24 protein-coding genes are annotated in these 25712 nt (G+C 65.0%); 15 read left to right on the forward strand and 9 right to left on the reverse strand.

What is annotated here, in order from left to right; all coding sequences use genetic code 11:
* Positions 1 to 112 precede the first annotated feature (112 nt).
* From NIBR502772_RS03625 to NIBR502772_RS03640, 4 genes are read right to left on the reverse strand one after another with little or no spacing between them, the layout of a single operon-like run.
* The gene (locus tag NIBR502772_RS03625; RefSeq protein ID WP_141139119.1) at positions 113 to 412 is read right to left on the reverse strand and encodes an antibiotic biosynthesis monooxygenase; all 300 of its coding nucleotides are present in this window, start codon (positions 410 to 412) and stop codon (positions 113 to 115) included.
* Positions 409 to 876: a cupin domain-containing protein gene (locus NIBR502772_RS03630; protein WP_141139120.1), complete on the reverse strand. Its 468-nt coding sequence runs from the start codon at positions 874 to 876 to the stop codon at positions 409 to 411. The genes NIBR502772_RS03625 and NIBR502772_RS03630 overlap by 4 nt, the downstream gene beginning before the upstream one ends.
* Positions 877 to 888: 12 nt before the next feature.
* On the reverse strand, positions 889 to 2271 hold the full coding sequence (locus NIBR502772_RS03635; RefSeq protein ID WP_141139121.1) for an NAD-dependent succinate-semialdehyde dehydrogenase: 1383 nt from the start codon (positions 2269 to 2271) through the stop codon (positions 889 to 891).
* Positions 2272 to 2293: 22 nt separating this feature from the next.
* A complete protein-coding gene (locus tag NIBR502772_RS03640; protein ID WP_371706762.1) occupies positions 2294 to 3757 on the reverse strand; it encodes a CitMHS family transporter in 1464 nt (487 codons plus the stop codon).
* A gap of 123 nt (positions 3758 to 3880) precedes the next feature.
* Here NIBR502772_RS03640 and NIBR502772_RS03645 point away from each other — a divergent pair, with 123 nt between their 5' ends.
* Complete coding sequence (locus tag NIBR502772_RS03645) at positions 3881 to 4600, forward strand: GntR family transcriptional regulator (RefSeq protein WP_141139122.1); 720 nt, start codon at positions 3881 to 3883, stop codon at positions 4598 to 4600.
* A 3-nt stretch (positions 4601 to 4603) separates the two neighbouring features.
* Here NIBR502772_RS03645 and NIBR502772_RS03650 read toward each other — a convergent pair whose 3' ends face one another.
* Positions 4604 to 4924 (reverse strand): putative quinol monooxygenase, encoded by a 321-nt coding sequence (locus NIBR502772_RS03650; RefSeq protein ID WP_210412385.1) that lies wholly within the window; start codon positions 4922 to 4924, stop codon positions 4604 to 4606.
* A gap of 106 nt (positions 4925 to 5030) precedes the next feature.
* On the opposite strand from NIBR502772_RS03650, the gene NIBR502772_RS03655 reads away from it, so the two are divergent.
* From NIBR502772_RS03655 to NIBR502772_RS03665, 3 genes are all read left to right on the forward strand, one after another.
* The gene (locus NIBR502772_RS03655) at positions 5031 to 6116 is read left to right on the forward strand and encodes an Ldh family oxidoreductase (RefSeq protein ID WP_141139123.1); all 1086 of its coding nucleotides are present in this window, start codon (positions 5031 to 5033) and stop codon (positions 6114 to 6116) included.
* A 153-nt stretch (positions 6117 to 6269) separates the two neighbouring features.
* Entirely contained in the window at positions 6270 to 7154 is an 885-nt protein-coding gene (locus NIBR502772_RS03660; RefSeq protein WP_246848683.1) for an AraC family transcriptional regulator, read from the forward strand.
* 85 nt (positions 7155 to 7239) lie between these two features.
* Complete coding sequence (locus tag NIBR502772_RS03665; RefSeq protein ID WP_141139124.1) at positions 7240 to 7617, forward strand: DUF1761 domain-containing protein; 378 nt, start codon at positions 7240 to 7242, stop codon at positions 7615 to 7617.
* Positions 7618 to 7639: 22 nt separating this feature from the next.
* Here NIBR502772_RS03665 and NIBR502772_RS03670 read toward each other — a convergent pair whose 3' ends face one another.
* Entirely contained in the window at positions 7640 to 8239 is a 600-nt protein-coding gene (locus NIBR502772_RS03670) for a hypothetical protein (RefSeq protein ID WP_141139125.1), read from the reverse strand.
* A gap of 143 nt (positions 8240 to 8382) precedes the next feature.
* Between NIBR502772_RS03670 and NIBR502772_RS03675 the strand changes: the two genes are divergently transcribed.
* A complete protein-coding gene (locus tag NIBR502772_RS03675) occupies positions 8383 to 10824 on the forward strand; it encodes a phosphoketolase (protein ID WP_141141919.1) in 2442 nt (813 codons plus the stop codon).
* Here NIBR502772_RS03675 and NIBR502772_RS03680 read toward each other — a convergent pair.
* From NIBR502772_RS03680 to NIBR502772_RS03690, 3 genes are all read right to left on the reverse strand, one after another.
* Positions 10821 to 11573 (reverse strand): DUF429 domain-containing protein, encoded by a 753-nt coding sequence (locus NIBR502772_RS03680; protein WP_141139126.1) that lies wholly within the window; start codon positions 11571 to 11573, stop codon positions 10821 to 10823. The two genes, NIBR502772_RS03675 and NIBR502772_RS03680, sit on opposite strands and share 4 nt — an antisense overlap.
* Positions 11570 to 12925 carry a carboxylesterase family protein gene (locus tag NIBR502772_RS03685; RefSeq protein ID WP_246848684.1) on the reverse strand — a complete coding sequence of 452 codons (1356 nt, stop codon included), beginning with the start codon at positions 12923 to 12925 and terminating at the stop codon, positions 11570 to 11572. Before NIBR502772_RS03685 ends, NIBR502772_RS03680 begins: the two co-directional genes overlap by 4 nt.
* A gap of 94 nt (positions 12926 to 13019) precedes the next feature.
* On the reverse strand, positions 13020 to 13508 hold the full coding sequence (locus NIBR502772_RS03690; protein WP_056347687.1) for an inorganic diphosphatase: 489 nt from the start codon (positions 13506 to 13508) through the stop codon (positions 13020 to 13022).
* A gap of 153 nt (positions 13509 to 13661) precedes the next feature.
* Here NIBR502772_RS03690 and dacB point away from each other — a divergent pair, with 153 nt between their 5' ends.
* From dacB to NIBR502772_RS03740, 10 genes are all read left to right on the forward strand, one after another.
* Complete coding sequence (dacB, locus tag NIBR502772_RS03695) at positions 13662 to 15158, forward strand: D-alanyl-D-alanine carboxypeptidase/D-alanyl-D-alanine-endopeptidase (protein WP_141139127.1); 1497 nt, start codon at positions 13662 to 13664, stop codon at positions 15156 to 15158.
* A gap of 794 nt (positions 15159 to 15952) precedes the next feature.
* A complete protein-coding gene (locus tag NIBR502772_RS03700; RefSeq protein WP_246848685.1) occupies positions 15953 to 16648 on the forward strand; it encodes a hypothetical protein in 696 nt (231 codons plus the stop codon).
* Positions 16649 to 16780: 132 nt separating this feature from the next.
* Complete coding sequence (locus NIBR502772_RS03705) at positions 16781 to 17914, forward strand: zinc-dependent metalloprotease (protein ID WP_056347689.1); 1134 nt, start codon at positions 16781 to 16783, stop codon at positions 17912 to 17914.
* Positions 17915 to 18010: 96 nt separating this feature from the next.
* The gene (gene tilS / locus NIBR502772_RS03710; RefSeq protein WP_141139128.1) at positions 18011 to 19072 is read left to right on the forward strand and encodes a tRNA lysidine(34) synthetase TilS; all 1062 of its coding nucleotides are present in this window, start codon (positions 18011 to 18013) and stop codon (positions 19070 to 19072) included.
* A gap of 30 nt (positions 19073 to 19102) precedes the next feature.
* Complete coding sequence (gene hpt / locus NIBR502772_RS03715) at positions 19103 to 19654, forward strand: hypoxanthine phosphoribosyltransferase (protein WP_141139129.1); 552 nt, start codon at positions 19103 to 19105, stop codon at positions 19652 to 19654.
* Between the two features lie 261 nt (positions 19655 to 19915).
* Positions 19916 to 21193, forward strand: a complete 1278-nt coding sequence (locus NIBR502772_RS03720; RefSeq protein ID WP_141139130.1) for an ABC transporter substrate-binding protein — start codon at positions 19916 to 19918, stop codon at positions 21191 to 21193.
* Between the two features lie 65 nt (positions 21194 to 21258).
* Positions 21259 to 22146 (forward strand): carbohydrate ABC transporter permease, encoded by an 888-nt coding sequence (locus tag NIBR502772_RS03725; protein WP_141139131.1) that lies wholly within the window; start codon positions 21259 to 21261, stop codon positions 22144 to 22146.
* Between the two features lie 50 nt (positions 22147 to 22196).
* Positions 22197 to 23114 carry a carbohydrate ABC transporter permease gene (locus NIBR502772_RS03730; protein WP_246848686.1) on the forward strand — a complete coding sequence of 306 codons (918 nt, stop codon included), beginning with the start codon at positions 22197 to 22199 and terminating at the stop codon, positions 23112 to 23114.
* A gap of 27 nt (positions 23115 to 23141) precedes the next feature.
* Positions 23142 to 24509 carry a right-handed parallel beta-helix repeat-containing protein gene (locus NIBR502772_RS03735; RefSeq protein ID WP_141139132.1) on the forward strand — a complete coding sequence of 456 codons (1368 nt, stop codon included), beginning with the start codon at positions 23142 to 23144 and terminating at the stop codon, positions 24507 to 24509.
* 90 nt (positions 24510 to 24599) lie between these two features.
* On the forward strand, positions 24600 to 25643 hold the full coding sequence (locus NIBR502772_RS03740) for a LacI family DNA-binding transcriptional regulator (protein WP_141139133.1): 1044 nt from the start codon (positions 24600 to 24602) through the stop codon (positions 25641 to 25643).
* The last annotated feature ends 69 nt before the right edge of the window (positions 25644 to 25712 follow it).

The raw sequence follows: 25712 nt of genomic DNA on the forward strand, positions 1-25712 counted from the left end.
TGGTCCTTGCCGCCATGCCCGTGCCGTGCCGTGCTGCGGCCGGTTTTTCCTCAGCATAGCCGCCCGCAGGCCCGGGTCGTCGCCGTGCTGCCTCTGGCCGCAAGCCTGTCAGTTAGAAGCCCTGATAGATGTGTTGGAGGTGTCTGACCATGGGTGGGGCCGCGAAGAATGGTCCGACGAGTTCGCGCCATTGCTGGAATTCCTGCGAACCGCGGAACCCGACGGTGTGGTCCTCGAGGGTTGTCCAGCCGACCGTGAGGGTGTATTGGGCCGGGTCTTCGATGGAGCGCTCGACCATGAAACTGAGGGCTCCGGGCGCCCTCTGGAAGAGCGGGGCCGCTTGGGCGACGGCGGCTTCGAACTCTGTTTCGGAGCCGGGGGTGATGGTGAGGGTTGCGATTTCGCGGATCATCGGGCGGTTCCTGTTCCGGTTTGCTGCAGGGCGGGTTGGTTGGCTTGTTCTTCGTCGATGCGGGTGCGCGCCGTGTCTCCGGCCATGGTGCGGGTCGCGTCGATGGAGGCGTAGGTCCAGAAGATTTTCATCTCTTCGGTGTCCGAGGCGTTGCGGAAGCGGTGGATGATGTTGGCCGGCACAAACGTGGTGTCGTACGTGTTGAGGTAGTGTTCGGTACCGTCGATGTCCACGTAGGCGGTGCCTTCGACGACGGCGACGGATTCGACGCAGTTGTGGGAGTGGCGGCCGATCTCTGCCCCGGGGGCGAAGGTGGTGATTCCGTTCAGGAATGCCGTGGAGCCCATGTGGGATCCGACGAGCGGGACGGTGGAGGCGCCGTTACCGCGGTCCTTGCGGGGCAGTTCGGCCGGGCGGAGGATGACGGCGTCCACTGAACTGGTGCTGGTGCACATGTGTGTCATGGGTGGGTGTCCTTAGCTGGCGTCTGGAGTGGCGGGGCTGGTCCAGAAGGTCTTCATGTTCGTGAATTCCCGGATGCCATAGGAACCGAGCTCGCGGCCGTAGCCCGAGTTCTTGATTCCGCCGAACGGCAGGCGCGGGTCGGAGGCGACCATGCCGTTTACGAACACGGCGCCGGCGTCGATCCTCCGGGCAAGAGTTTTGGCGGCCTCCGTGTCCTGGGTCCAGAGGGCTGCGCCGAGGCCGAATTCGGTCTGGTTGGCCAGCGCGACGGCTTCCTCGGTGGAGGAAACGCGGATGATGGCCGCGACGGGTCCGAAAGTTTCCTCGTCGAAGGCTGCCTGGCCGGGACTTACGCGGTCAATAACGGTGGGCTCGTAGAAGTACCCGGGTCCGTCGACGATGTTGCCGCCGAGGATGATCTGGCCGCCGTTTTCGACCGTTCGCAGGACCTGGTCATGGAGTTCGGCGCGGAGGTTTGCCCTCGCCATGGGGCCGACGGTGGTGGCCCGGTCCGTCGGGTCACCGACGACGAGTTCCCGGGTCCGGGCGACGAACTCGGCGACGAATTCATCGGCGACCTTCTCGTCGACGATGAAGCGTTTGGCGTTCACGCAGGACTGGCCGGCGTTGGTAAAGCGGGCCTTGACCGCGGTCTTTGCGGCTTCCTTGATGTCGGCGTCGGCCAAGACAATAAGCGGGTCCGAGCCGCCGAGTTCGAGAACCTGCTTCTTCAGTGCGGCACCGGCCTGCGCTGCGACAATGCGGCCGACCTGGGTAGACCCGGTCAGCGTCACGGCGGCGATCCGGTCATCGGCGATCAGCCCGGCAACCCGGTCCGATTCGATCAGGACAGTGGCGCAGAGACCCTCGGGCAAGCCTGCCTTGTCCATGATTTCCTGAACGGCCAGCGCAGAGCCGGGGACATTGTTGGCGTGCTTGAGGATCGCGCCGTTTCCCGCGGCCAGGGCGGGGAGGGCAAAGCGGAAGAACTGCCAGAATGGGTAGTTCCATGGCATGATCGCGAGGACCACACCGAGGGGGTCAAACACCACGCCGCTATCGGCGGCGCCGGACTCGATGGCCTCCGGGGCTAGGAAACGGTGCGCATGGTCGGCGTAGTACTCGGCCGTGGTGGCGCACTTCTCGACCTCAGCTTCGGCCTCGGTAATCGGTTTGCCCATTTCCAAGGTGATGAGCCGGGCATAGTCGGGCTTACCCTCACGCAACACCTTTGCGGTGTTCCGCAGGACCTGCACGCGGTCCTCGACCGGCACCAGCCGCCATGCCTTTTGCGCGTCAACAGCCGCCGCGAGGACTGCATCCACCTGCTGCGCAGTATGGGCTTCGAATGTCTGGACTTGCTCACCCGTCACCGGGTTAATAGTGGAAATCACGGTTTTTCCTTCTCTTTGGGTTCTAGAACAGGGGGTATGCGGCGAGGAGCCCGCCGACGAGCAGCATGATCAAGGCGACGATAAGCCCCCGCCAGATGACCTTCTTGAAGTGGTCGCCCAGGTTGACGTTGGCCAAGCCGATCAACAGCAGGAAGGAGGCCACGAGGGGACTGGACTGGTGGAGGGCTTGCCCCACGAGGGACGCGCGTGCCATCTCGACCGGCTCGACGCCGAAGTGTGCTGCCGTTTCGGAAAGGATGGGCAGGACGCCGAAGTAGAAGGCGTCGTTGGTCATGATGAACGTGAGTGGGATGCTGAGGATGCCGGCGATGATGGCCATGAACGGGCCCATGGAATCAGGGATGATCTGGACCAGCCAGCCGGCCATGGCTTTGACCATGCCGGTGCCGTTCATAACCCCGGTCAGGACCGAAGCGGCGAAGACCATGCCGACCACCGAGATGACGCTGGAGGCGTGTGCCTTGATCTGGGCTGACTGTTCGGTGATGCGGGGGAAGTTGAGAACCAGCGCGATGCCTACGGCCACCATGAAGATCAGCGCCGGGGCGACGACGTCAATCACCAGGACGACCATGACTGCCATGGTCAGGATGAAGTTCACCCAGATGAGCCGGGGCCGGGCGTTAGGCCTCTCGATGAACCTGCCGTCCTCGGTGAAGGAGGCGGAGAAGTCGTTGGCGATGATGACCGAGGAGCCCTCGTGGGCGTGGTCGTGGACGGCACCTCCGGTGCCGGACCCGCGAGACGTTGTTCCGGCGTCGGACGTTGACCCGCCCGCTTTCACCAGGACGCTCTCGCGTTCGACGTTGCGCAGGCCCAGGACGCCGCGGCCGTCGTCCAGGAAGACCTCTCCGAGGCGCTTCCGCTCGCTGCGGCCCAGGATGTAGGCGAGAACGAGGACGGCGGCGATCCCTGCAGCGATGGACGGAATCATCGGAACAAAGATGTCGATGGGGGAGACGTTGAGGGCAGCAGCCGCGCGGGAGGTGGATCCGCCCCATGGAACCGTATTGAGGACGCCATTTGAGAGTGCAGCGACGACCGTCAGGACCACGGGGCTCATACCCAGGCGCAGATACAGCGGCAGGAACGCCGAGGTGACGATGATGAACGTCGTGGAGCCGTCCCCGTCGAGCGAAACGATGGACGTCAGCAGGGCAGTTCCGATCACCAATTTCATGGGGTCGTTGCCGGCGAACCTGAGGATCGCCCGGATCAGGGGATCGAAGAGGCCAACGTCGATCATGGTTCCGAAGAAGATGATGGCGAAAAACAGGAGCGCCGCCGTGGGGGCGAGCTTGCCAATAGACTCCATCACCATGTCCCCGATACCGAGTCCGGCACCTGCGAACAGGCCGAAGGCAAGCGGAACGAGGATCAGGGTGGCAATGGGCGTGGCCTTCTTGGCCATGACTAGATACATGAATAAGGCGATCATCAGAAAGCCGAGTGCTACGAGCATCATTGCTCCTTACTAATTACAAAGTGGGACCCGCGGAGGGCGGTAGTGACTGGGCACACACAAAGATTACATGTATACAATGCTGTGCACAAGACCGTACGCAGTCCGGGACATATACTGGGACGCATGGTGGAACACGATGGCGCGAAGCCGCTGGGCAAAACAGAGTCCGTTTACCTTCGACTCAAGTCGGAGATCGAAAACGGCGACTTCCAGCCCGGTCAGGCCCTGACCGAATTCATGCTGGTGGACCACACGGGCGCTTCTCGGACCCCGGTGCGCGAGGCGCTCCGCCGGCTGGCTGCCGAGGGGCTGGTGAACATAGCTCCCCGTGTGGGCGCAACGGTTGCGCGAATATCGCTGCGAAGCGTCCGGGAGTTGTTTGACTACCGCAGGGTGCTGGAGCCCGCGGCGATCCGGATGGTCGTCGAGGAGGCCTCGGCCAATCCAGAAATCGCCCAAACGTTCGGTGGGATCGAGGCCAGGTTTGCCGCGCTGGCCAACGAGCCCCAAGCCAACGACTTCATTGACGAGTACCGCGTGCTGGCAGAGGAGTTCGACGCGGTCTTGAATGACTGCACTCCCAACGAGCATCTGTCGCGAGCGATCCGCGAGCTCCGCCCCCACACGGCGCGGCTGCGGCGTATTGCACATGCGGACCGGGACCGGCTGATGGATGCCATCGAGGAGCACCGGGGCATGTGCCGGGCTATTATTGACGGCGATGCGGCAGCCGCCGCGGAGGCACTGCGGCTCCACCTGGTGCACGTTGATGAAGCGATCTTCAGGGCCCTGCTGTCCCCGGGGCGCGACGCCCGGGGCGGGGATGTTGACCTGGTTTCCTAGTGCCTATTCGGACCAGCTGAACGAACTGCGCAATTCGCCGCCCACGTTGACCTGGCTGCCCGGAACCACCACGCGGGCAGCGATGTCGCGGTAGGTGAAGTAGTGGGGAGCCTGCTTGTGCTCTTTCTCAAACGCGTCCTTGTCCCGATAGATCTCGTAGAACGCGAAACGGTTGGACTCGTAATCTCCCAGTTCGATGACGTCGAACCGGAAGCAGCCTGCCTCGTCGCGAACTGACGCGCGGGCATTCTCTGTAATGGCCTTGAGAAATTCCTCGCGTCCTTCAGGGGTGACTTCAAGGGATACCCAAAGGCTGAACATCATTTTCTCCTTCTCTCGGACTGCTGTTCATGTTATTGTATACATATAGATGTACAGTATGGTGTGTCGCCAAAGACGGTGCCGCCTGCTCCATGAAAGGACACAACCGATGCCGGTCACGCAACCGAAGGTCAGCCGGGACCATTTGGTCCCGCAACACATTGCCGGCCTCGCCGCCGAAATCCTCCTCGCGCATGGTGTTCCGCAGGACGACGCTGATCTTGTGGCGGACAGCCTGGTCCAGTCCGACCTCTGGGGGCACCAGTCCCACGGCGTACTCCGATTGCCGTGGTACGTCGAGCGCATCCGAAAAGGTGCCATGAGCGCGGTGACCGAACCCGAGACGCTGGTGGATACCGGCGCACTCCTGCTTTTGGACGGCAAGGACGGCATAGGCCAGGTCATCACCGAACGGGCCCGCGTTGAGGCCGTTGCCCGCGCCAAAGCGCACGGCGTCGGGGCCGTGGGCGTTCGCAATTCCAACCATTTTGGGACGGCGATGTACTACACGCGCCGCGCTGCCGCCGATGGCTGCGTGGCCATCCTCACTACCAACGCCTCCCCGGCCATGGCGCCGTGGGGCGGCCGGGAGAAACTGATCGGCACCAATCCATGGTCTATCGCCGCCCCTTACGGCGACTCTGCGGTCGCCGTCGACATTGCCAACACTGCTGTGGCCCGCGGCAAAATCTATCTGGCGCGCCAGCGCGGCGAAGCTATCCCTGATTCGTGGGCGCTGACTCCGGATGGCGCGCGGACCACCGACGCCGCTGCCGCCATCGACGGCGTGGTCCTGCCGATGGCCGGCCACAAGGGCTACGCCATCTCCTTCATGATGGACATCCTTTCCGGCGCTTTGACCGGCAGCCAGGTAGGGAAGGGAGTAAACGGCCCCTACATGGCGGACAAGCCCAGCGGCTGCGGACATATGTTCATCGCAATCGACGTGGCAACGCTCGGCTCCCAGGCGGACTTCCAGGCCAGGGTCACGGAACTGATCGAAGACGTCAAAGCAACACCGCTGGCCCAGGACGCGACCAAAATCTACTATCCAGGCGAAATCGAGGACCGGAACGACGTCCGCCACAGGGCTGAAGGCGGGCTGGTGCTTCCGGAACAGACCCTCAGGGACCTGCACCTCCTGGCGGAACAGTCGGGCCTTGATGCCACGGCTGTCCTAGGCGAGCGGCCCTGAGCCCCATCCACAGCGACGCCCTGCCGGAATGAATCCCACCGGGCGTCCCCTCTTCATAGGTGTTCCTCGGCGCACGGCCGCGCGTGGGCGCTCAGGCGCCTTCCCGCATCTGGACTCCCGCCGGTCGTACATTGCTGGTGTGCTCTACGAGGAGTGTCCTGCCCCGGCCCGGCTGCAGCCGTACGTCAGCCGCTTCTGGTTTGTGCGCGGAGCTCTGGCTGCGAAGTACGAAAAAATCCTTCCGGGCCATCCGCACACCTGATTCTCAACCTGTCCTCGACATACCGCCTGATCGACCCGTTTGCCGGGGCCGGGGCCTGGGGGCCTGAACGGGGCGCGACGGTACCGGGCACCACCGAACGGGGCGCCACAGAGGTCGCCGTCGGCTTCTATTCCGGCGTCCAGCGCAGCTACCTCATCAGCGAAAACCCGCCGCAACTGTTCAATATCGGGGCTGTGCTGGAGCCTTACGGCATCGCCGCGTTGACTGACGTGCCGCCGTCGCAACTGCAGGGCACCGTGCAGGACACGGACCGCTTCCTGCCCGGATTTTCGGCCCTGCGTGACCGACTGGCAGACGCCGATCCGGCCGCCGCCTTCGAGGCGCTTGATGCCTTCCTCACGTCCCGGGTCCATGGCGGCGTGCGCCACCGCACGCGCGTGGACGAGCGCACGCAGGCGGCAGTGGCACTGCTGGCAGACGAGGACATCCCGGTGGCCGAGCTGAGCCGCCGCCTGGGCATCAGCCCGTCCACGCTGCAGCGCATCATGATGCGCGACTGCGGGATCACGCCCAAAAGCTACGCCGACGTCTGCCGTTTCTACCGCTTTGTCAACGCCGCAGCCCAGCTGCCCGCCGGCAGTGCAAGCGGCGGCGAGCTCCTGGCCCTGGCCGATTACTACGACCAGCCCCACCTGATCCGCACCTTCCGGCGCTTCAGCGGATTCATGCCGTCGGAATACCTCCGCCTCATCCGCCAACACGGCCCCGATTACGCCACCTTCGTTCCCTTGGAAACCCCGACGGCGGTCCGCTGAGCGGGTGCCCAGCCTGCCCGCCTCGCGGTGCGGCTTTTCTACAAGACCATACGGATTTCCGCCGCTAGCATCGGGCTATCCCCCCTTGAAAGGCGGAGTACTGCTGGCCGCCTTGGCGAGCTTCATCGTGGGAGGGCTCTGGTACTCTGTGCTCTTCGCGAAGGCATGGCAGCGCGAGGCCGGTGTTACGGATGAGCAGCTGAAGCACGGGACCGTGCGGGTTTTTGTGGGATCGGTCCTGCTCGCAGCGGTGATGGCCGTTGTGCTCGCGGCGTTTATCGGCGACGGCGGTGCCGGATTCGGTGCCTTGGCCGGGCTGGCTGCGGGCGCGGCCTGGGTTGCGGCTGCCTTGGGCGTCAACTACCTCTTTGAACGCCGCAGCCTCATGCTGTTCGCCATCAATGCCAGCTACAACATCGTGACGTTCACGGCGATGGGGGCGATCATCTGCGCCATGCAGTAGCGGCGCCGTAAACTCGCTGCGTTCAGCGCACCTCGAGGATGAGCGCCAGCAGCCGTGCGGCGGCGGGACGGGCAGCGTGTTCCTCGTTCCATTGGGACCGGGCCACTGCCTTGCTGACGGCCTGCGTGGTGATGCCGAGTTCCTGGGCCACCGCTTTTTGCTGTCCGCGGACGCCGGGGGTCATGAGGTCCAGGACGCGCCATTCTGCCCCGGATCTGTCCCGCACAATATGGCCCAAAAGCCGCAGCACGGACTCAGCTTCGTAGGCGATGTCCGCCAGCGGTCCTTCCACGGCAATCGGGATGCGTTCCTTGCTGTTCCGGAGCCGGTCCACCGCGCGCCGGGCATAGATCAGGCCGTGGCCGGAGGCATCCTTGATCTGGTTGGGAAGCGGCTCGTTGACCGGCCCGACGCCGAGCCCCACGTACCAGGAGCCGCAGCGCAGGGCGATCAGGGCAGCCTCCACGGCCTGATGCGGGCAGTCCACAATGCCCTGGACTTCATCCTCCACCGACCGGTCGAAATCCAGGCGCGCGGGTATGTGCCGCAGGTCCTTCAGCAGCTGAGGGACGCGGTCGCCGTCGCGCCGGCTGTCGGTCTGGTTGATGGTCAACGTGAACATGTGAAACACAGACTACCGGTTAGTAGTTGGCCCAAGGCAAGTCTGCGAGGAGTCCCTCAGGGGCAGGGTTGTGCAGCGTACCGATAGGTGTTGCGATGGAGGCTCGGCTGCCGACGGCGGCGCGCAGCTACGTGAGGATGGTCATGGCCGGCAGCATGGGGCAGGACAGTTTGGGGCAGGAAACACTGGACCTCGTGGACCGTTGGTGGCGGGCCGCGAACTACCTTTCCGTGGGGCAGATCTACCTGCGCTCAAATCCGCTGCTGCGGGAACCCCTTGCTGCGGACCACACCAAATCCAGGCTCCTGGGCCACTGGGGCACCACTCCCGGGCTGAACTTTGTGTACGCACACCTCAACCGTGTGATCCGCCGGGACCAACAGGAGATGCTCTTCGTTGCCGGCCCGGGCCATGGCGGTCCTGCTGTTGTGGCGAACGCCTGGCTTGAGGGCACGTACTCGGAAATCTACGGCCAGGTGGGCCCCGACGAGGCAGGAATGGCCGAACTCTTCCGCCAGTTTTCCTACCCTGGCGGCATTCCCAGCCACGCGGCGCCGGAAACCCCGGGTTCCATCAGCGAAGGCGGTGAACTCGGGTACGCGCTGGCCCACGCCTACGGGTCCGTGTTCGACAATCCCCAGCTGATCACCGCCGTCGTGATCGGCGACGGCGAGGCCGAAACGGGGCCGCTCGCGGCGAGCTGGCACTCGCACAACTTCCTGGATCCGGCCGCGGATGGTGCCGTTCTGCCCATCCTGCACCTGAACGGCTACAAGATCGCCAACCCCACTATCCTGGCGCGCATGCCGCAGGAACAGCTGGAGCAGCTGCTGCGCGGTTACGGCCACGAACCGTATTTCGTGACCGTCGAGGACCCGAACGACACGGAGCAGGCGCACCGGGACTTCGCGGCCGCCGTCGACACCTGCCTGACCGGGATCCGCGCCATCCAGGACTCCCGCCGGGGCGGGGCGGGCGGGACAGCGGACGACGGCGGCACTGCGGCCGGTGCCGCAGGAAGCGGCGCTTCGCCGCACTGGCCCATGATTGTGCTGCGCTCGCCCAAGGGCTGGACGGGACCGCGGATAGTGGACGGACTCCAGGTGGAGGGCACCTGGCGGAGCCACCAGGTCCCGCTGGCGGAAGTCCGCACCAACGGCGCACACCTGAAACAGCTGGAGGAGTGGCTGAACTCCTACCGTCCGGAGGAGCTGTTCGACGCCGAGGGCAGGCTCAGGCCCGACGTAGCCACGAATGCGCCCACCGGAAACCTCCGGATGAGCGCCACCCCGCACGCCAACGGCGGACTCCTTCGCACACCGCTGAAGCTGCCCGCCTACGCAGCCCACGCCGTCGACGTCGCGGCGCCGGGAACCGAACGGGTCAGCCCCATGATCACCCTGGGCTCGTGGATGCGGGACGTTATCTCTCTGAACATGGAGAACTTCCGCCTCTTCGGGCCGGATGAGACAGCATCCAACCGGCTTCAGGCCGTCTACGAAGTGACGGACAAGGTCTGGCAGTACCGGATTGACGACGTCGACGAGCACCTTGCGCGTTCGGGCCGGGTTCTGGAGGTGCTCAGCGAGCACCTGTGCCAGGGCTGGCTGGAAGGGTACCTCCTGTCCGGCCGGCACGGGGTGTTCAGCTGTTACGAGGCCTTCATCCACATTGTGGATTCCATGTTCAACCAGCACGCCAAGTGGCTCAAGGTCCACCGCAAGCTCCCGTGGCGCCAGCCCGTGGCGTCGCTGAACTACCTGCTCTCGTCCCATGTGTGGCAGCAGGACCACAACGGTTTTTCGCATCAGGATCCCGGCTTCATCGATCACGCGGTGAACAAGAAAGCCGAGGTCATCCGGGTGTACCTGCCGCCGGACGTGAACACGCTGCTCTCGGTCATGGAGCACTGCCTGGCATCCACCGATTACGTGAACATTGTGGTCAGCGGCAAGCAGCCGTCGCCCCCCTGGCTGGGCCCGGCCGACGCAGCGAACCACTGCCGCCGCGGCCTGGGCATCTGGGAATTCGCGGGTTCGGAGGTGCCAGGGGAGGACCCGGACGTTGTTCTGGCCTGTGCCGGGGATGTGCCTACTGTGGAAACAGTGGCCGCGGCCGAACTGCTGAAGCGGGGCGTCCCGGGGCTGAAGGTCCGCGTGGTCAACGTGGTTGACCTGATGCGGCTCCAGGACGTGAGTGAGCACCCGCACGGCCTTCCGGCGTCGGACTTTGACGGCATCTTTACCCCGGACAAACCGATCATCTTCGCCTACCACGGCTATCCCTCGCTGATCCACCGGCTGGCCTACCGCCGGACCAACCAGGACGGCCTGCACGTCCGCGGCTACAAGGAGGAAGGGACCACCACCACGCCGTTCGACATGGCCATGCTCAACGGGATCGACCGCTTCCAGCTGGCCATCGACGCCATTGACCGCGTACCCGGCCTGGCCGAAAAGCACTCGCTGCTGCGGCAGGACCTTCAGGACCGGCGGATCCAGGCCCGCGGACACACCCGCACGCACGGCGAGGACGCGGAGGAGATCCGGAACTGGACGCTGAAGGCCCAAAAGGAAGGCAGCTAGGCCAAGAGATCGGCCAGCTGGCCGGACGGAACGTGGATCCAGCCTTCGGTTAGAGCTGCGGCAGCATAAAGGTCCGGTGGGCGGAGAGTCTGGGTCGCCGCCACGGCGCGGGCGGTCAAAGAGGCGATCACCGCATCAATAAGGTCGTCAGAGGCAGCCAGCCGGTCCTCGTTGCCGGCAAGGTCCAGCCACGGCGCCGCCGCGACCAGCTGCTCCAGAAGCACACCAAGACGCTCGGACTCAGGAGTGCCCCGGCCTTTGTAGCCACGGGCCTGGAGACCCCAGACTTTGAGGGACGCTGCAGGGTAGACCTCGGCTAAGCGGCCGGACCCGTCCCTGGCCTGCGGCCCGTACTCAGCGGCGATCTTGGCCTGTATCACAGCACACCGCATGGCCGGGTGGGCGAGCCGGTCGGCGGAGACGCTTAGCGGAATCAGCCCGGTGTGCCCCGTGACGAAGCGGTCAGTTTCCCGGTAGGCCAGCAGTCGGCGTCCCTCGATGCCGTCGTGGTCCAGGACTGGATGCGCGTCAAAATTCAGGTGTCCTGTCAGGAACGGCAAGAAGGCGTCCGGCCAGCCAACTGGGCAGTCGATCGCGGTCATCGAACTGGCGCCGAACAGTTCCACAATTTCCCTGTCATGCACGTCGAGGGCGAGGTGCTCCAGGCGCGCAATGCCAGCACCCCATTCCAAGACGGCGACGGCCGTCTTTTTGGTCGCCGCTGCCAGATCGACGCCCAGTGTCCTCATCGAGCCGCACGGTACTGCAGCGCGCCGGGAATCCCGCCCGTCTCACCCAATCCGTCGCCGCGGGCAAAGTCAGCCCACAGACGGCGCATCTCGCGGCCCACGGCGTCGATTTCATCCCAGGTTGCGCCCTTGAGGAGCCCTGCCGCGGCCCAGGTCTGCTGGTTTCCGAAGAGCAGCGGCAAATCAACAGTGTGTGCGGCGCGGTAGAAGTTTCCCGGTGCGCCCCAGGACAGCAGGTAGCTGTAGGCCTTGCCTCCCGCGCGGGCGTGGCGGCGGGCAAACTTCCGGGCTGCCCGGCCGTAGACAGCCTCCGTCACCGCCCAGTTAATGGCCCGCACGGCGGCCGCGCCGAGGACCGGGACCTTGCCCAGCCGGCTGACCACCGGACTTCGGGGAAGGAACAGGCGGGCCTCGCCGGAGGTGTGCCCGATCAGCACTTCGATGCCCGGGGCCGTGGCGTTCCAGGCGGCCTCAACGCGTGATTCCGGCGGCAGCGGGGCGTGCCCGTACTGGGTGCCGAACGGCATGGCCGCCATCAGGCCAAACTTCCGGGCCACCTGAGACACGTGGTCTTCGATGTCCACCACGTCCAACATCGGGGTGTCCTCCGTGACGGCTTCGGCGGCGATGCCCATGGCGCGGCTCATCTTGTGCCGGCCGCGGGTGATCCCCAGCGGTGCACTCTGGATGATGGCCCGCTGGAACAGGGACGGCGCCTCCGGAGTGGCCATGAGGTGGGCTACGGAGTCGCCGCCTGCGGACTGCCCGAACGCTGTGACCCGCCCCGGATCCCCACCGAAGGCCGCGATGTTGCGCTGCACCCACCGGAACGCTTCCAGCTGGTCCAGCAGGCCGAGGTTCGCGGGCCGGCCGGTGCCGGTGGCCAGATACCCGAACAGGCCCAGCCGGTATGTAACGGACACCACAATGACCCGGTTCTCGGACACCAGGGACTTGGCGTCAAAGATCGCCAGGTCACCGGAGCCCGACGTGTAGGAGCCGCCATGCAGCCACACCATGACCGGGACCTGCTCGCCGTTGGCAAGCCCGGCCGGAACGGTGATCGACAGGCGCTGGCAGTCCTCACTTCCGGGGAGCTCGCCATACCGGGTGCCCAGGACGTCGTCCAGGAACGGAACGGGGCCCTGCGGGCAGGCGGGCGAGAGGGTGGTGGCGGCATAGCTGGCGGTCCAGTCGGACGCCGCAACCGGAGGTTGAAAGCGGCCTGCAGTTGCATAGGGAATGCCGGTGGCGCGAACCACCTCACCGTCCCGCCACCCTGTGATGGGCCCGCACGGCGGCGCAAAATACGGCGGTTCAAAATACGGGGGATTCGAAGGCTCGGAACTCACCCTCCACCTTAAACCACAACGCGAGGTCACTTCCTGCCCAATTCCGGAGATGGAATGGGCGGGAAGTGACCCCGCGTTGCTGAGACCGCGCGGACTAGTGCGCTGCCGGCACGTAACGCTTGATGGAGGCTTCCAGCTCGGCCTCGGCGGCGGCGCGGTCGCCCCAGCCCTCAGCCTTGACCCACTTGCCCGGCTCCAGGTCCTTGTAACGGGTGAAGAAGTGCTCGATTTCCTTGATCAGGAATTCGCTGACATCGCTGATTTCCTGGATGTGGTCAAAGCGGGCGTCAACCGGGACGCACAGGACCTTGGCGTCGCCGCCGCCGTCGTCGGTCATGTTGAAAACGCCGATAGGGCGGGACTCAACGATGACGCCGGGGTGCAGATCGAAGTCCTGCAGGAGCACCAGTGCGTCCAGCGGGTCGCCGTCTTCGCCCAGGGTGTTCTCGAAGAAACCGTAGTGCGTGGGGTACTGCATGGAGGTGAAGAGGACGCGGTCCAGGCGGACGCGGCCGGTCTCGTGGTCAACTTCGTACTTGACTCGTGATCCCTTGGGGATCTCGATGGTCACGTCATGCTTCATGGAATGCTCCTCGGCAATTGCAGGGGGTTCGCGGCACAGGAGACGAACAACAAAAAGGGTGTCCGTGCCGCCGACTACTATTGAGGATATAGCGAGAGGCCCAGGTTTCAGGAACTTGCGGGGAAATTTCAGGACTTGAGGACCAGCACCAGCATGAAGGAAACATCGCGTCCCGCAGGGATAAGGGCTGCGTTCAGGGGCACGGTCCAGCGCGGACTGCGTGCTTGGCCCACCGCGCTGCTCCTGGCCGTGATCGTTATGCTGGCCCTCCCCGCCGCATGGCTGGTTGCCCCTGCTTTCGTCAGCCCCCCTCCTGCGGCGACACCCGAAGTGCCCGCCTGGCACCAGGCCCCCACCGCGCTTTCCGCCAGAATGGGCCTTTCTCCGCTCACGGAGTCGGCGCCCGTGCCGCTGCCCTCCGCGGTCGCCGCTCAATTGGACGGATTGTTAAAACCCGACGGCGACGGCAGCTTCACGGGGCTGGTCCAGGATGCGCTCACTGGCCAGGTCCTGTTTGACCGCGGCGGTTCGGAGAGCCGGATCCCCGCCTCCAATATGAAGCTGCTCACTGCCGTGGCTGCCCTCCGCGCAATCGGGCCGGACCACCGTTTCAACACCAAGGTCCTGGCCGGGCCCGCTGCCAACCAGGTGGTGCTCACCGGCGGGGGCGACGTCCTCCTGGGTGCCGGGGAATCCGCGCCCAACCAGGTGACGGGCCACGCCGGAATCGCCACCCTCGCCACCGCCACCGTGAACGCGCTCCAAACGGCAGGAACAACCGGCGAGCTGACGGTCCTGGTGGACGACTCGCTGTTCACCGGCCCAACGCTGAACCCCGCCTGGGCAGACGGGGACGTTGCCGCGGGCGAGGTTGCCCCGCTTTACCCGCTTGCGCTGAACTCGGCGCGCTTTGACCCGGCCGTGACCACCGGCCCCCGCCCGCAGGACTCAGCAATCACCGCCGCCGAGGCGTTTGCCGCGCAGCTCAAGACGGCGGGTGCCGCTGCGGGACTCACGGTAGCGGCCGGCGTCGAACGTTACACCGCACCCTCGGGCGATGCGCCCCGGGCAGAAGAGCCGGCGGTCCTTGCCGCGGTCCAGTCCGCCACGGTCGGCCAGCAGGTGGACCTCATGCTGCAGACCTCGGACAACTACCTGGCGGAGGTCCTGGGCCGGATGGCCTCGGTGGCTGCGGGGGAGCCCGCCAGCAACGACGGCGCCACCGGAGCAGTCCGCGCACAGCTCGCGGATTTGGGCATCCCTACGGACACCATGCGGCTCGCGGACGTGTCCGGGCTGGCGCTGGGCAACCAGGTCTCTGCCCGCCAGTTCGCGGAAGTGGTGCGTGCCATCACCAGCGGGACCGACACCCGTTTGCGGGCCGCGCTGGATGGATTTCCGGTCGCGGGGCTGACCGGAACACTGGACACCCGCTATGTCAATGGCTCCACGGCCCGCGGCGCCGGCCTGGTGCGGGCCAAGACCGGGACCCTGAATTCGGTCATCGCCCTCAGCGGCTACGTGGTGGACGCCGACGGCCGGCTCCTGGTCTTCTCCTTCATCGGCAACGACCTGAAGCCTGGCGCCGCCGGGAACCGGGAAGCCCTGGACCGAGCCGCCACGGCGCTCGCCGCCTGCGGCTGCCGCTGACCTGCTCCTACCGCAACCGGGTTCCTACCGTAACCGCTGCCCTGCGCCGCAATAGTGGTGCCGGGCCCCCACCGTTCGTGCGGGTCCGGACCGCTGTTATGCGGGCCTGCTCTTTGTGGGAGCTAGTACTTGCGGCGCGGCGGGCGGAAAAACAAGTACCGGCTACTCGTGACACTTGACGGAGGCCAGCCCTAGGCTCAACCACACGCGGGCTCCGTGTGTTCGGCTACGCAAAGAACATCCGCCGTCGAAACGGCATGAAGGGGGAGGCTGGTGTCCATTTCCGTTCAAATTCCGTGATGCCGCCCCGACCCACTCCCGCCAGGACGCGGAAGGCATGACCTTGTGCTTGAGGCCGCGCGTTCGGCGGCTCGCCGCGCCCCTTAGAGGGCGTCTTCGGATCGCCTCAGATCCGGCGCGGTTTCGACAGCGCTGCCCCTCGGTGGGCTCCGAAACGGGGCGCCCGTGGCAGTTGCTGAAAGCAATTAATTCCGAGAGTGAAGGCCACAATCATGTTCCAGCCAAGTAGGCGACTATTAGCCCTCAGTTCCGCTTTCACGCTGCTCCTGACGATGTCGACTGTGGCGTCGTGCGCGGCGCCGGATGCCGGGCAGGCGCAGCCCAACTCCACCGGCACTTCGGGGCCGGCATCGCCGTCAGGGTCACCGACAGCGACAGCGACGTCGCAGGCGCCAGAGCTGTGCGGGCCAGGGTCTGCGGTCAACTTCGACAAGACCGCCTTCCCAGGCTCTCCGACGATCGATAACAAGTGGTTTCCGCTAAAGCCAGGCACCGTGTACACCACCACCGGCACGGTCGCCGCTGAAGATGACACCACCGAGCGGACGGTTACACACACCGTAACCGGCCTGACCAAGGTCATTGACGGTGTGAAAACCCTGGTGATGTGGGACCGCGATTACCAGGACGGGGCTCTGGTTGAATCGGAGCTGGCCTTCTTTGCCCAGGATAACGCTGGAGCGGTTTGGCTCTTTGGTGAGTATCCCGAGGAGTTCGAAAACGACAAATTTGTTGGGGCGCCCAATACTTTCATCCACGGGATTTCGGGGAGCCAAGCCGGAATTGCAATGCAAGCGCAGCCACGGACCGGCACGCCGGAGTATGTGCAGGCTCACGCGGCTTCAGTGGGTTTCCTCGATTGCGCGCGTGCCTATGAGGACAACGTAGCGCTGTGCGTCCCCACCGACTGCTACGAAGGCGTGCTGGTGATTGATGAGCACAATCCGCTGGAACCGGATGTAGGCCACCAGCGTAAGTTCTATTCAGCCGGCACTGGGCTGGTAAGGGTGACAGCCGAGGGTGGCGTGAAACAGGAAACCCTGGACCTCGAAAAAATCGAACAGCTCTCCGACGCCCAACTGGCCGACGTCAATAAGCAAGCACTTGAGCTCGACCAGCACGGATATGAGGTCAGTAAGGACGTTTACGCTAAGACGGCTCCTGCCGAAGATGCCACCAAGACTCCGTGACGCGAGTGAAGGACAGCGCAACCGGCCGATTTCTGGAACGAACCACAGGCGCAGGTCACCGGATGCCCCGAGCCGTTCGCCGGTCAGCGAACTTAAGGACCATCCGCCGTCCGCTGTGATGTGATGGGGACTATGGAGTCCACTGCGCGTGATTCGTCAGCCCCGGCATCGTCCAGCCCGGCCCAGGCCCTGATCAACTGGGACCTGGCCGCGTCCACGGCGGCCCGGCTGGCCTCGGCGGGGCCAACCCTCAACTCGGCGGAAATCGGCGAAGCCGTGGACAGCCTGCGCCGCCTAGCGGACGCCTCCGTCCCGCATGTCCACGAAATCACGGGCCTCGAAGCCGCACGGGACCTCCGAGACTCCTCTGTCCTGGTGGTGGACCGGGCCAGCTGGGCCAAGGCAAACACACAGAGCTTCGCCGTGATGCTCAAACCCGCCATGGACAAAATGCTCGAAAGCCGCCGCGGCAACGTCAGTCCGGCGGCGGCAAGCGTCAGCGGCGCCATCACGGGCAGCCAGCTCGGCGCTGTCCTGGCGTTCCTGTCCAGCAAGGTCCTGGGCCAGTACGATCCATTCGCCGCGTTGGCCGAGGGTTCCAAAGCGCCCGCCGCCGGCCGCCTGCTGCTTGTGGCGCCCAACATCGTGGCTGTGGAGCGCGAGCTCAACGTCGCACCGGACGATTTCAGGCTCTGGGTCTGCCTGCACGAACAGACTCACCGGGTGCAGTTCGCGGCTGCGCCCTGGCTCCGCCACCACATGCTTTCCGAGATCGACAACCTCAGCGGGCATCTGCTGGGCAACGTTGATTCGCTGATGGAGCGTGCCTCCGCCGCCGCACGTTCCCTCAAGGACCGGACCGCCACCGGCAATACTCCCGGACGCGGCGCCATCCTGGACCTGCTGCAGAACCCCGAGGAAAAGGCGTCACTGTCCCACCTGACGGCCGTGATGAGCCTGCTGGAGGGCCACGCCAACGTTGTGATGGACGCCGTCGACGCCAGCATCGTCCCTTCCGTCAGGACCATCAGGCAGCGCTTCACCGACCGCGGCAAGGACCGCGGCGTGATGGAGAAATTCATCCGCAGCCTCCTGGGCCTGGACGCCAAGATGCGCCAGTATTCCGACGGCGCCAAGTTTGTCCGCGCTGTAGTGGACGTCGCAGGGATGGAGGGCTTTAACCGGGTGTGGGAATCCGCGGACAACCTCCCGACCGAGCCTGAAATCCACGACGCCAAGCTGTGGGTCGACCGGATGGGCTTGTAGGTGTCGCACGCCCCAAAAGTGCCGGAAGCCGGCACGGCTTCAAGCGGACGACGACGGCCTGGCCGGCTCGCGCCCGTCGTCGGCAAGGCGCGCAAAATGGTCCAGAACGCCCTGGCGGACGCCGGCTATCCGGCCCATGTGCTGGTGGCCTGCAGCGGTGGCCCGGATTCGATGGCCCTCGCTGCGGTGGCGGCCTATTTCGCCCGCCGCGGCCACGTTGACGGGCACCCACTGACGGTCGGCGCCGTCGTGGTCGACCACCAGCTGCAGGAGGGCTCGGCCCAGGTGGCTGCGGCAACAGTCCAGACACTGAAGGAACTGGGTCTTTCCCCGGTGGACCTCCGGACCGTCACCGTCGCCAGCACCGGGATGGGCCCGGAGGCCGCCGCCCGGGATGCCCGCCATGCAGCGTTGGAGGCGGCGGCCCAGGAGCACGGAGCCGCGGCCATCCTGCTCGGCCACACCCTGGACGACCAGGCCGAACAGGTCCTGCTGGGTCTTGCCCGCGGCTCCGGAACGCGCTCGCTTGCTGGAATGCGGCCTGCCCGCGGCCTGTTGCTCCGGCCCTTCCTCGGCCTGCGCCGCGCGGACACCCTGGAGATCTGCGACGTTGAGGATCTCGAGCCCTGGCACGATCCCAGCAATGCGGACCCGTCGTTTGCCCGCTCCCGGACCCGGGTGGAAGTACTGCCGATGCTCGAGGAAAAACTCGGGCCCGGCGTGGCTGAATCCCTGGCCCGGACAGCGTCCATCCTGCAGCTGGACGCCGACTATCTGGAGGACGTGGCAGATCGCACATTTGCAGCCTTGGCCGAGCGGTCCGGACCGGAGGTCAGCCTCCCGGAGGAGGCTCTGGGGGAACTTTCCCCGGCCATCAGGTTCCGGGTCATCGCCAAGGCAGCGGCCGACGTCGGGGGCCAACAGCCCAGCTACCAGCGCCTTCTGGCAGCGGAAGCGCTGCTGCGCCGGCAGGGTTCTGCCGGTCCCGTGGAGCTGCCTGGCGGGGTGAGCGTGTACCGGCTGCCCCTCGCCGAGCTGGCCCAGCGGGACGCTGCGGAATCGCGGCCCGACGGTCCCGGCGGCGGCGCCCCCGTTCCCCGTGAAGCGGCCCGCTGTGGGAAGCTAGTATTCCGGCCTCAAAAACCGCCCCAAGAATAGTCGCACCCCGCATCTACACAGGAGCCATTGGTGGATTCAATCGACGTCCAGGCAGACCTCAAGCACGTTCTCTACACCAAGGAACAGATCCAACAGCGGATCGCTGAGCTCGCTGCGCAGATCGACAAGGACTACGAAGGCCGCGAAATCCTTCTGGTCGGTGTACTCAAGGGCGCTGTGATGGTTATGGCCGACCTCGCCCGCGCGCTCCACAGCCACGTTTCGATGGACTGGATGGCAGTGTCCTCCTACGGCTCCGGCACCCAGTCCTCGGGTGTTGTCCGGATCCTCAAGGACCTGGACACGGACCTGATGGGCAAGGACGTCCTGATCGTCGAAGACATCATTGACTCTGGCCTGACCCTGTCCTGGCTGAAGACCAACCTGGAATCCCGCGGTACCGCTTCCGTGGAGATCTGCACCGCCTTCCGCAAGCCCACAGCCGCCAAGGTGGAGATCGACGTCAAGTACGTCGGCTACGACATCCCCAACGAGTTCGTAGTGGGCTACGGCCTGGATTACGCCGAAAAGTACCGCAACCTGGACTTCGTGGGCACCCTCGCCCCGCATGTTTACGAGTAAAGACTCACGCACGGCATTGCCGGCGGCGGCCTCTTCGGAGGCCGCCGCGGGCATTTAAGCTGCCGTGGTCTGCGACGGTCCTGGGGTGCCAAAATCCGCCAGATCAGCCGTGTCTGCAAAAACGATTTTTCGGAAACGAATGTGACTCTTGACACTCGCCTCAAAAGGGGCATACATTGTTGCCAAGTCGTTTTGGCAAAACGATTTTTCACCCCACAGACCGTCTCGCCATTCCGTTCGAGAGAAAGTGAGTCGACAGCGATGTCCACTCGAAAGACAATCAACAGGTTCGCCACCATCGGCGGCCTCTGCACCGCCGTCGCACTTGCGGCCACCGGGTGCGGCGCTGGGGGCCCGACGAACTCGGGTAGCGCCGCCAGCACCGTCAACGTCCTGGTGGAGGCCGGCGGCCACGCCGAGCTGACAGGCGTGGCCGAGCAGTGCAAGAAGGACGCGGGAATCGACGTCAACTTCGTCGAACTGCCCTATGACGGCATGTTCAACCGGCTCTCCAGCGAGTTCTCCTCCGGCAACGTCTCCTTCGACGTCGCTGCACTGGACTCCGTGTGGCTGCCCAGCTTCAAGGACGCCGTCCAGCCCATCGACGAACTCTTCACCGACGAGGCCAAGAAGGACATTTTCCCGGCCCTCGTCAAGGAAGCCAACGTGGACGGCCACTTCATCGGCATGCCCGCCTGGACCAACGCCGAAATCATCCTCTACCGCACGGATCTCTTTGAAGACGCCGCGAACAAGGATGGCTTCAAGGCCAAGTACGGCTACGACCTCGCGGCTCCCACCACCTGGCAGCAGTACAAGGACATCTCCGAGTTCTTCACCAAGGACGGCATGTACGGAACCGACGTCAAGGGCGGCGTCGAGACCGAATGGCTGGCCCACGTCCTTCAGGCCGGCTCCCCGATGGTCCTGGACGAAAACAACAAGGTGGTCATCGACAACGCGGCCCACAAGGAAGCACTGGACTTCTACACCAGCCTGACCAGCTATGCGCCTCCGGGTGCCGCGCAGGTGGACTGGGCCGCTGCGCAGAACCTGTTCAACCAGGGCAAGACCGCCATGACCCGCTTCTGGGCCCACGCCTACCGCCAGATCCCCAAGGATGCACCGGTCGCCGGCAAGGTGGGCGCGGCTCCGATGATCGGCGGCAGCGCCGGCGTGGCCGGTGTTCCCGGTCCCTGGTACCTCTCCGTCCCCAAGGCCACCAAGAACACGGACAACGCCAAGAAGTTCGTCAAGTGCGCCTACGACTACAACAGCCTGGGCATCGAGTCCAGCCTGGGCCTCGCCTCGCGCATCTCGGCCTTCGAGAAGTACCAGGACAAGGCCGGGTATGAGAGCTTCGGCCCGTTGATCACAACACTCAACGGCAAGGCCACGGCCACCCGGCCGGCAACCGAAAAGTGGCAGCAGATCGTCGACACCGTCCTGGTGCCGCTCCTGCAGAAAGCCGTGGCCGGCGGGGACTCCACCGCCCTCCTGGCTGACGCCAAGAAGCAGATCCAGGACCTCCTCAAGTAAGACTCCGCGGCCGGCACCTGCCCAACCGGTGCCGGCCGCGGCCCCAACAAACAGAAGAGAAAACCGTGCGCATCTCCGATCGCCGCTTCGCAGTGTTTCTGATGGCTCCGGCGGCTTTGTTCCTCGCCATCTTCGTGGCCTACCCGCTGTTCCGCCTGGTGGCTGACAGCTTCTTCAAAATCTCGCCCATCGCCGGCGGACCCCGCGACTTCGTGGGCCTGGACAACTACTTCCGGGCCTTCGCTTCCGAGGCGTTTATGGGCGCCGGCTGGCGGACCCTCGCCTACACGCTGGTGGTGGTCACCCTCGAATTCGCCCTCGGGCTGGGCATGGCACTGCTCTTCACGATGCTGGGCCGCAACTCCCAGATCTGGCGGACCGTGTTCCTGTACCCGCTCATGATTGCGCCGATTGTGGCGGGCCTGCTGTGGAAGTTCCTCATGATCGACAACTTCGGCCTGATCGGGACACTTATGCACCAGGCCGGGCTGCTGGCCAACCCCAACCAGATCGGCTGGTTGTCCGACCCCAACATCGTGCTGTTCTCGGTGGCCATTCCGGACATCTGGCTCACCACGTCGTTTATGTGCCTGGTGCTCTTTGCCGGCTTGCAGAACATCCCCGGTGACCTGATCGAAGCGGCCCGCCTGGACGGGGCCCGTGCGCCCGCCATGCTGTTCCGGATCATCCTTCCCCTGCTGCGGCCTGTCATCGCCGTCGCGCTGGTGGTCCGCGGCATCGATGCAGCACGTGCCTTCGACACTATCCTCATCCAGACCAACGGCGGCCCCCAGTCCGCTTCCGAAACGATGAGCCTGCTGATTTACCGCACCATGATCCGCTTCGGTGATCCCGGCCTGGCAAGCGCCATGGGCACCATCTACCTGCTCGCCATGCTCGCCGTCGCCTTCTTCGCCGTCTCCACCATCTGGCGGCCAGGAAAGGACAACTGATGAGCCTCGCAGACCCCCGCCTTCAAGGTCCAGCCGCAATGGAGACCACCATGCCAACCACAACAGCCCCTCCCGCGCTCCCCACCAAGGTTTCAGCAGGCAACGGCGCGCGCCGCCGTCGTCACCACGCCGAGGGCCTTGAAGCGGGGAAGCGCAGCACCAGGACGCTGCTCTGGATCCTCCTCGCGGCGGCCATGATCCTCTACGGCTTCCCGTTCCTCTACCTGCTGTTCACCTCTTTCAAGACGCCGATCGACACCATCGCCGTCCCGCCCACCATCCTGCCCAGGGAATGGACGCTGGAGAACTACACCAACGCCTTGGGACGCAGTGGCGTGCTGGCCTCCTTCATCAACAGCGCGCAGACGGCCATCATCAGCACGGTCCTGTCCCTCGTGCTGGCGGTTCCCGCCGCGTACGGCATCACCCGCTACAAGACACCCAGCGGCCGCGTTTTCATCATGGCGGCCCTCGTCACACGGATGGTCCCGCCGGTGGCCATCGGCATCCCGCTCGCATCGATGATGTCGGCAGCAGGACTAGCTGACACGCCCATCGCCCTGTCCATCGCCCACACCACCATCTCGCTGCCGCTTTCCATCTGGCTGATGTCCAGCTTCTTCGAAGCCGTACCGCAGGACCTGGAGGAAGCGGCCACCGTGGACGGCTGCAGCAGGCTCGGAGCCCTGTGGCGGGTGGTCATCCCGGTGGTGTCCGGCGGCATCGCGGTCACCGCGATCTTCGCCTTCCTCGCCTCCTGGAACGAGTTCCTCTTCGCCCTCCTGATGACCGCCGTCCGGTCCCAGACCACCCCCGTGGTGATCGCGAACTTCCAGACCCAGTTCGGCCTGGACTGGGGATCCATGACGGCACTCGCCGCCGTCTACTCCATCCCCGTCATCCTTCTCACGCTTCTCTTGCAGCGCAAGATCGTCGCAGGCATGACGCTCGGCGCCGTCAAGGGCTGAGACACCACAACACAAAGGGAAGAACCTGTGTCAAGCAACAACTGCTACGACGTGACTACGTGGCCCGTCGGCAATCCGTCCGAGGACGTCGGTGAAGTAATCAACAGCATCATCGCTGACATCAAGGACCGGCAGACGGTCACCGATGCGAACAATGGAGGAAAGCCAGGCGCGGTGATCTACATTCCGCCCGGGGACTACCACCTCCGTACGCAGGTGCTGATCGACGTCAGCTTCCTCAGGATCCATGGCTCGGGACACGGCTTTACGTCGTCGAGCATCCGGTTCAACGTTCCCGAAGACGAATGGCCCGACTTGCATGAGCTGTGGCCCGGAGGGAGTCGCATCATCGTCGACATTCCCCTCGGCGGAGACGGGGAGGAATCCAAGGGAGCCGCCTTCCACGTTGAGCGAAGCGGGAGCCCGCGAATCAGTTCGGTCGAGTTCTCCAACTTCTGCATCGACGGGTTGCACTTCAACTCGGATGGCTCGGGGATGCATCCGGAGAACACCTACGTCAACGGCAAGACCGGTATCTATGTCGCGAACGCCAATGACTCATTCCGCGTAACCGGCATGGGGTTCGTCTACCTTGAGAACGCTCTCACTATCTACAACGCGGACGCGCTTTCCGTTCACGACAACTTCATCGCTGAATGCGGAAGCTGCATCGAGCTGCGCGGATGGGGACAGGCATCAAAGATCACCGACAACCTTGTCGGAGCCGGCTTTAAGGGTCATTCGATCTACGCCGAAAACCATGGCGGGCTCCTGATAACCGCGAACAACGTCTTCCCCCGTGGTGCGAGCAGCGTCCATCTCGAGGGCGTCACGCGTTCAAGCGTCACCAACAACCGTTTGCATTCGTTCTACCCCGGGATGCTGATTCTCGCAGCGAATAGTTCGGAGAACCTCGTGGCCACGAATCACTTCCTGCGTGACCATGAGCCCTGGACGCCCTTCCTGGGAGTCGACAACGGACTGGACGACCTCCACGGACTTCTCTGTGTAAGCGGCAGCAACAACTCCGTCGTCGGCAACCATTTCTCTGAGATCATCGACTCACAGAGCATCCGGCCGGCAGGTGCGACGCCCGTCATCGTCCGGCTGATGGCGGGGGCCGGCAACTTCGTCTCCAACAACCACGTGGTGGCGATGGACGTTCACTCCAAGTCGAGTGACTCCTGCTTCTCGGCTCAGGTGGACGCTCTGTTGACAACCGAGGCATCGGACGGCCTCGCCGTTACGGCCGTCATGGTCGATTCCGAATCAGCCCGGAATACGATCCTTGATTCCGGAAGTGATGCCCAAGTTATCGCAGACAGGGCCGTCAACGCGTTTAGGGCCACACCCACGGTCGGTTTCCAGGCGGCACATGCACTTGTGGCCCAGTAACCCGCTCAGGCTACGGCCACGCCAGGGAAACGATTACTCGTCTGTGGCCATACTGGTACAGCACCAACACCATGAGGACGTGGGAGACCAATGACCAATAGATCAGTCGGTATCAAGGAAGTAGCAGTCGCCGCCGGGGTGTCTGTGACCACGGTTTCCCACGTCCTGAATGACGTGTCGTACGCACGGATCAGCCCGGAAACCAGGGGCAAGGTGAAGTCCGCCGCCGAGCAGCTCGGCTACGGTCCCAACCGCCTGGCCCAGGCGCTCCGTACCCAGCGGACCGGAATGCTTGGCCTGGTCAGCGAGGACATCGCCACCACACCCCATGCGGGACGCATCATCCTCGGCGCAGACGAGGCCGCCCGCGCCCGCGGCTACAACCTGATGATCATCAATACGTCCGGGTCCGCGAGCCCCGAATCCAGGGATGCCGACGTCGAGGCCCTCCTCGAGCGCCGCGTCGACGGCATCCTCTACGCCACCATGTACCACCGCCGCGTGCAGGTGCCGGTCAACCTTGGCAGTGTGCCGTCCGTTCTGGTTGACTCCGTCAGCACCGGCGGCAGCATCACCGCCGTGGTGCCGGACGAGGAGGGCGGTGCCCGTGCCGCCGTCGGAATCCTCCTGGCGGCCGGCCATACCCGCATCGGCTTCCTTAACAACACCGACGACGTCCCCGCCACCTGGGACCGCCTCCGCGGCTTCCGGGCCACGCTGACGGAGGCAGGGCTCGACGGCGACGCGGCACCTGTCGAGTCGGAGATCTCCGAAGTGCAGGGAGGCTATGAGGCGGCCCGCCGGATGTTGGGGCGTGAAGACAGGCCCACCGGGCTGTTCTGCTACAACGACCGGATGGCCATGGGCGCCTACCGGGCCGCGGCGGAGCTGGGGCTGTCCATCCCCGGCGACCTCTCCGTGGTGGGCTTCGATGACCAGGAACTCATCGCGGCAAACCTGTACCCGGGCCTGACCACGGTGGCCCTGCCGCACTACGAAATGGGTGCCTGGGCCGCCGAGAACCTGATCGACGCCATCGAGGGCAAGACGGACCTGGCCCTCATGGCGCTCCACCCGACCATCCTGGACTGCCCGGTGGTGCGGCGCGATTCGGTGGCTGCGCCCGCGCGCTGACCGCTGCTGCGTTACCGCCAGTTCCAAGGGCCAAGGCCAGAACCTACCGACACCAGACCAAAGGACCCA

The sequence above is a fragment of the Pseudarthrobacter sp. NIBRBAC000502772 genome, from assembly GCF_006517235.1.
Lineage (GTDB): Bacteria > Actinomycetota > Actinomycetes > Actinomycetales > Micrococcaceae > Arthrobacter.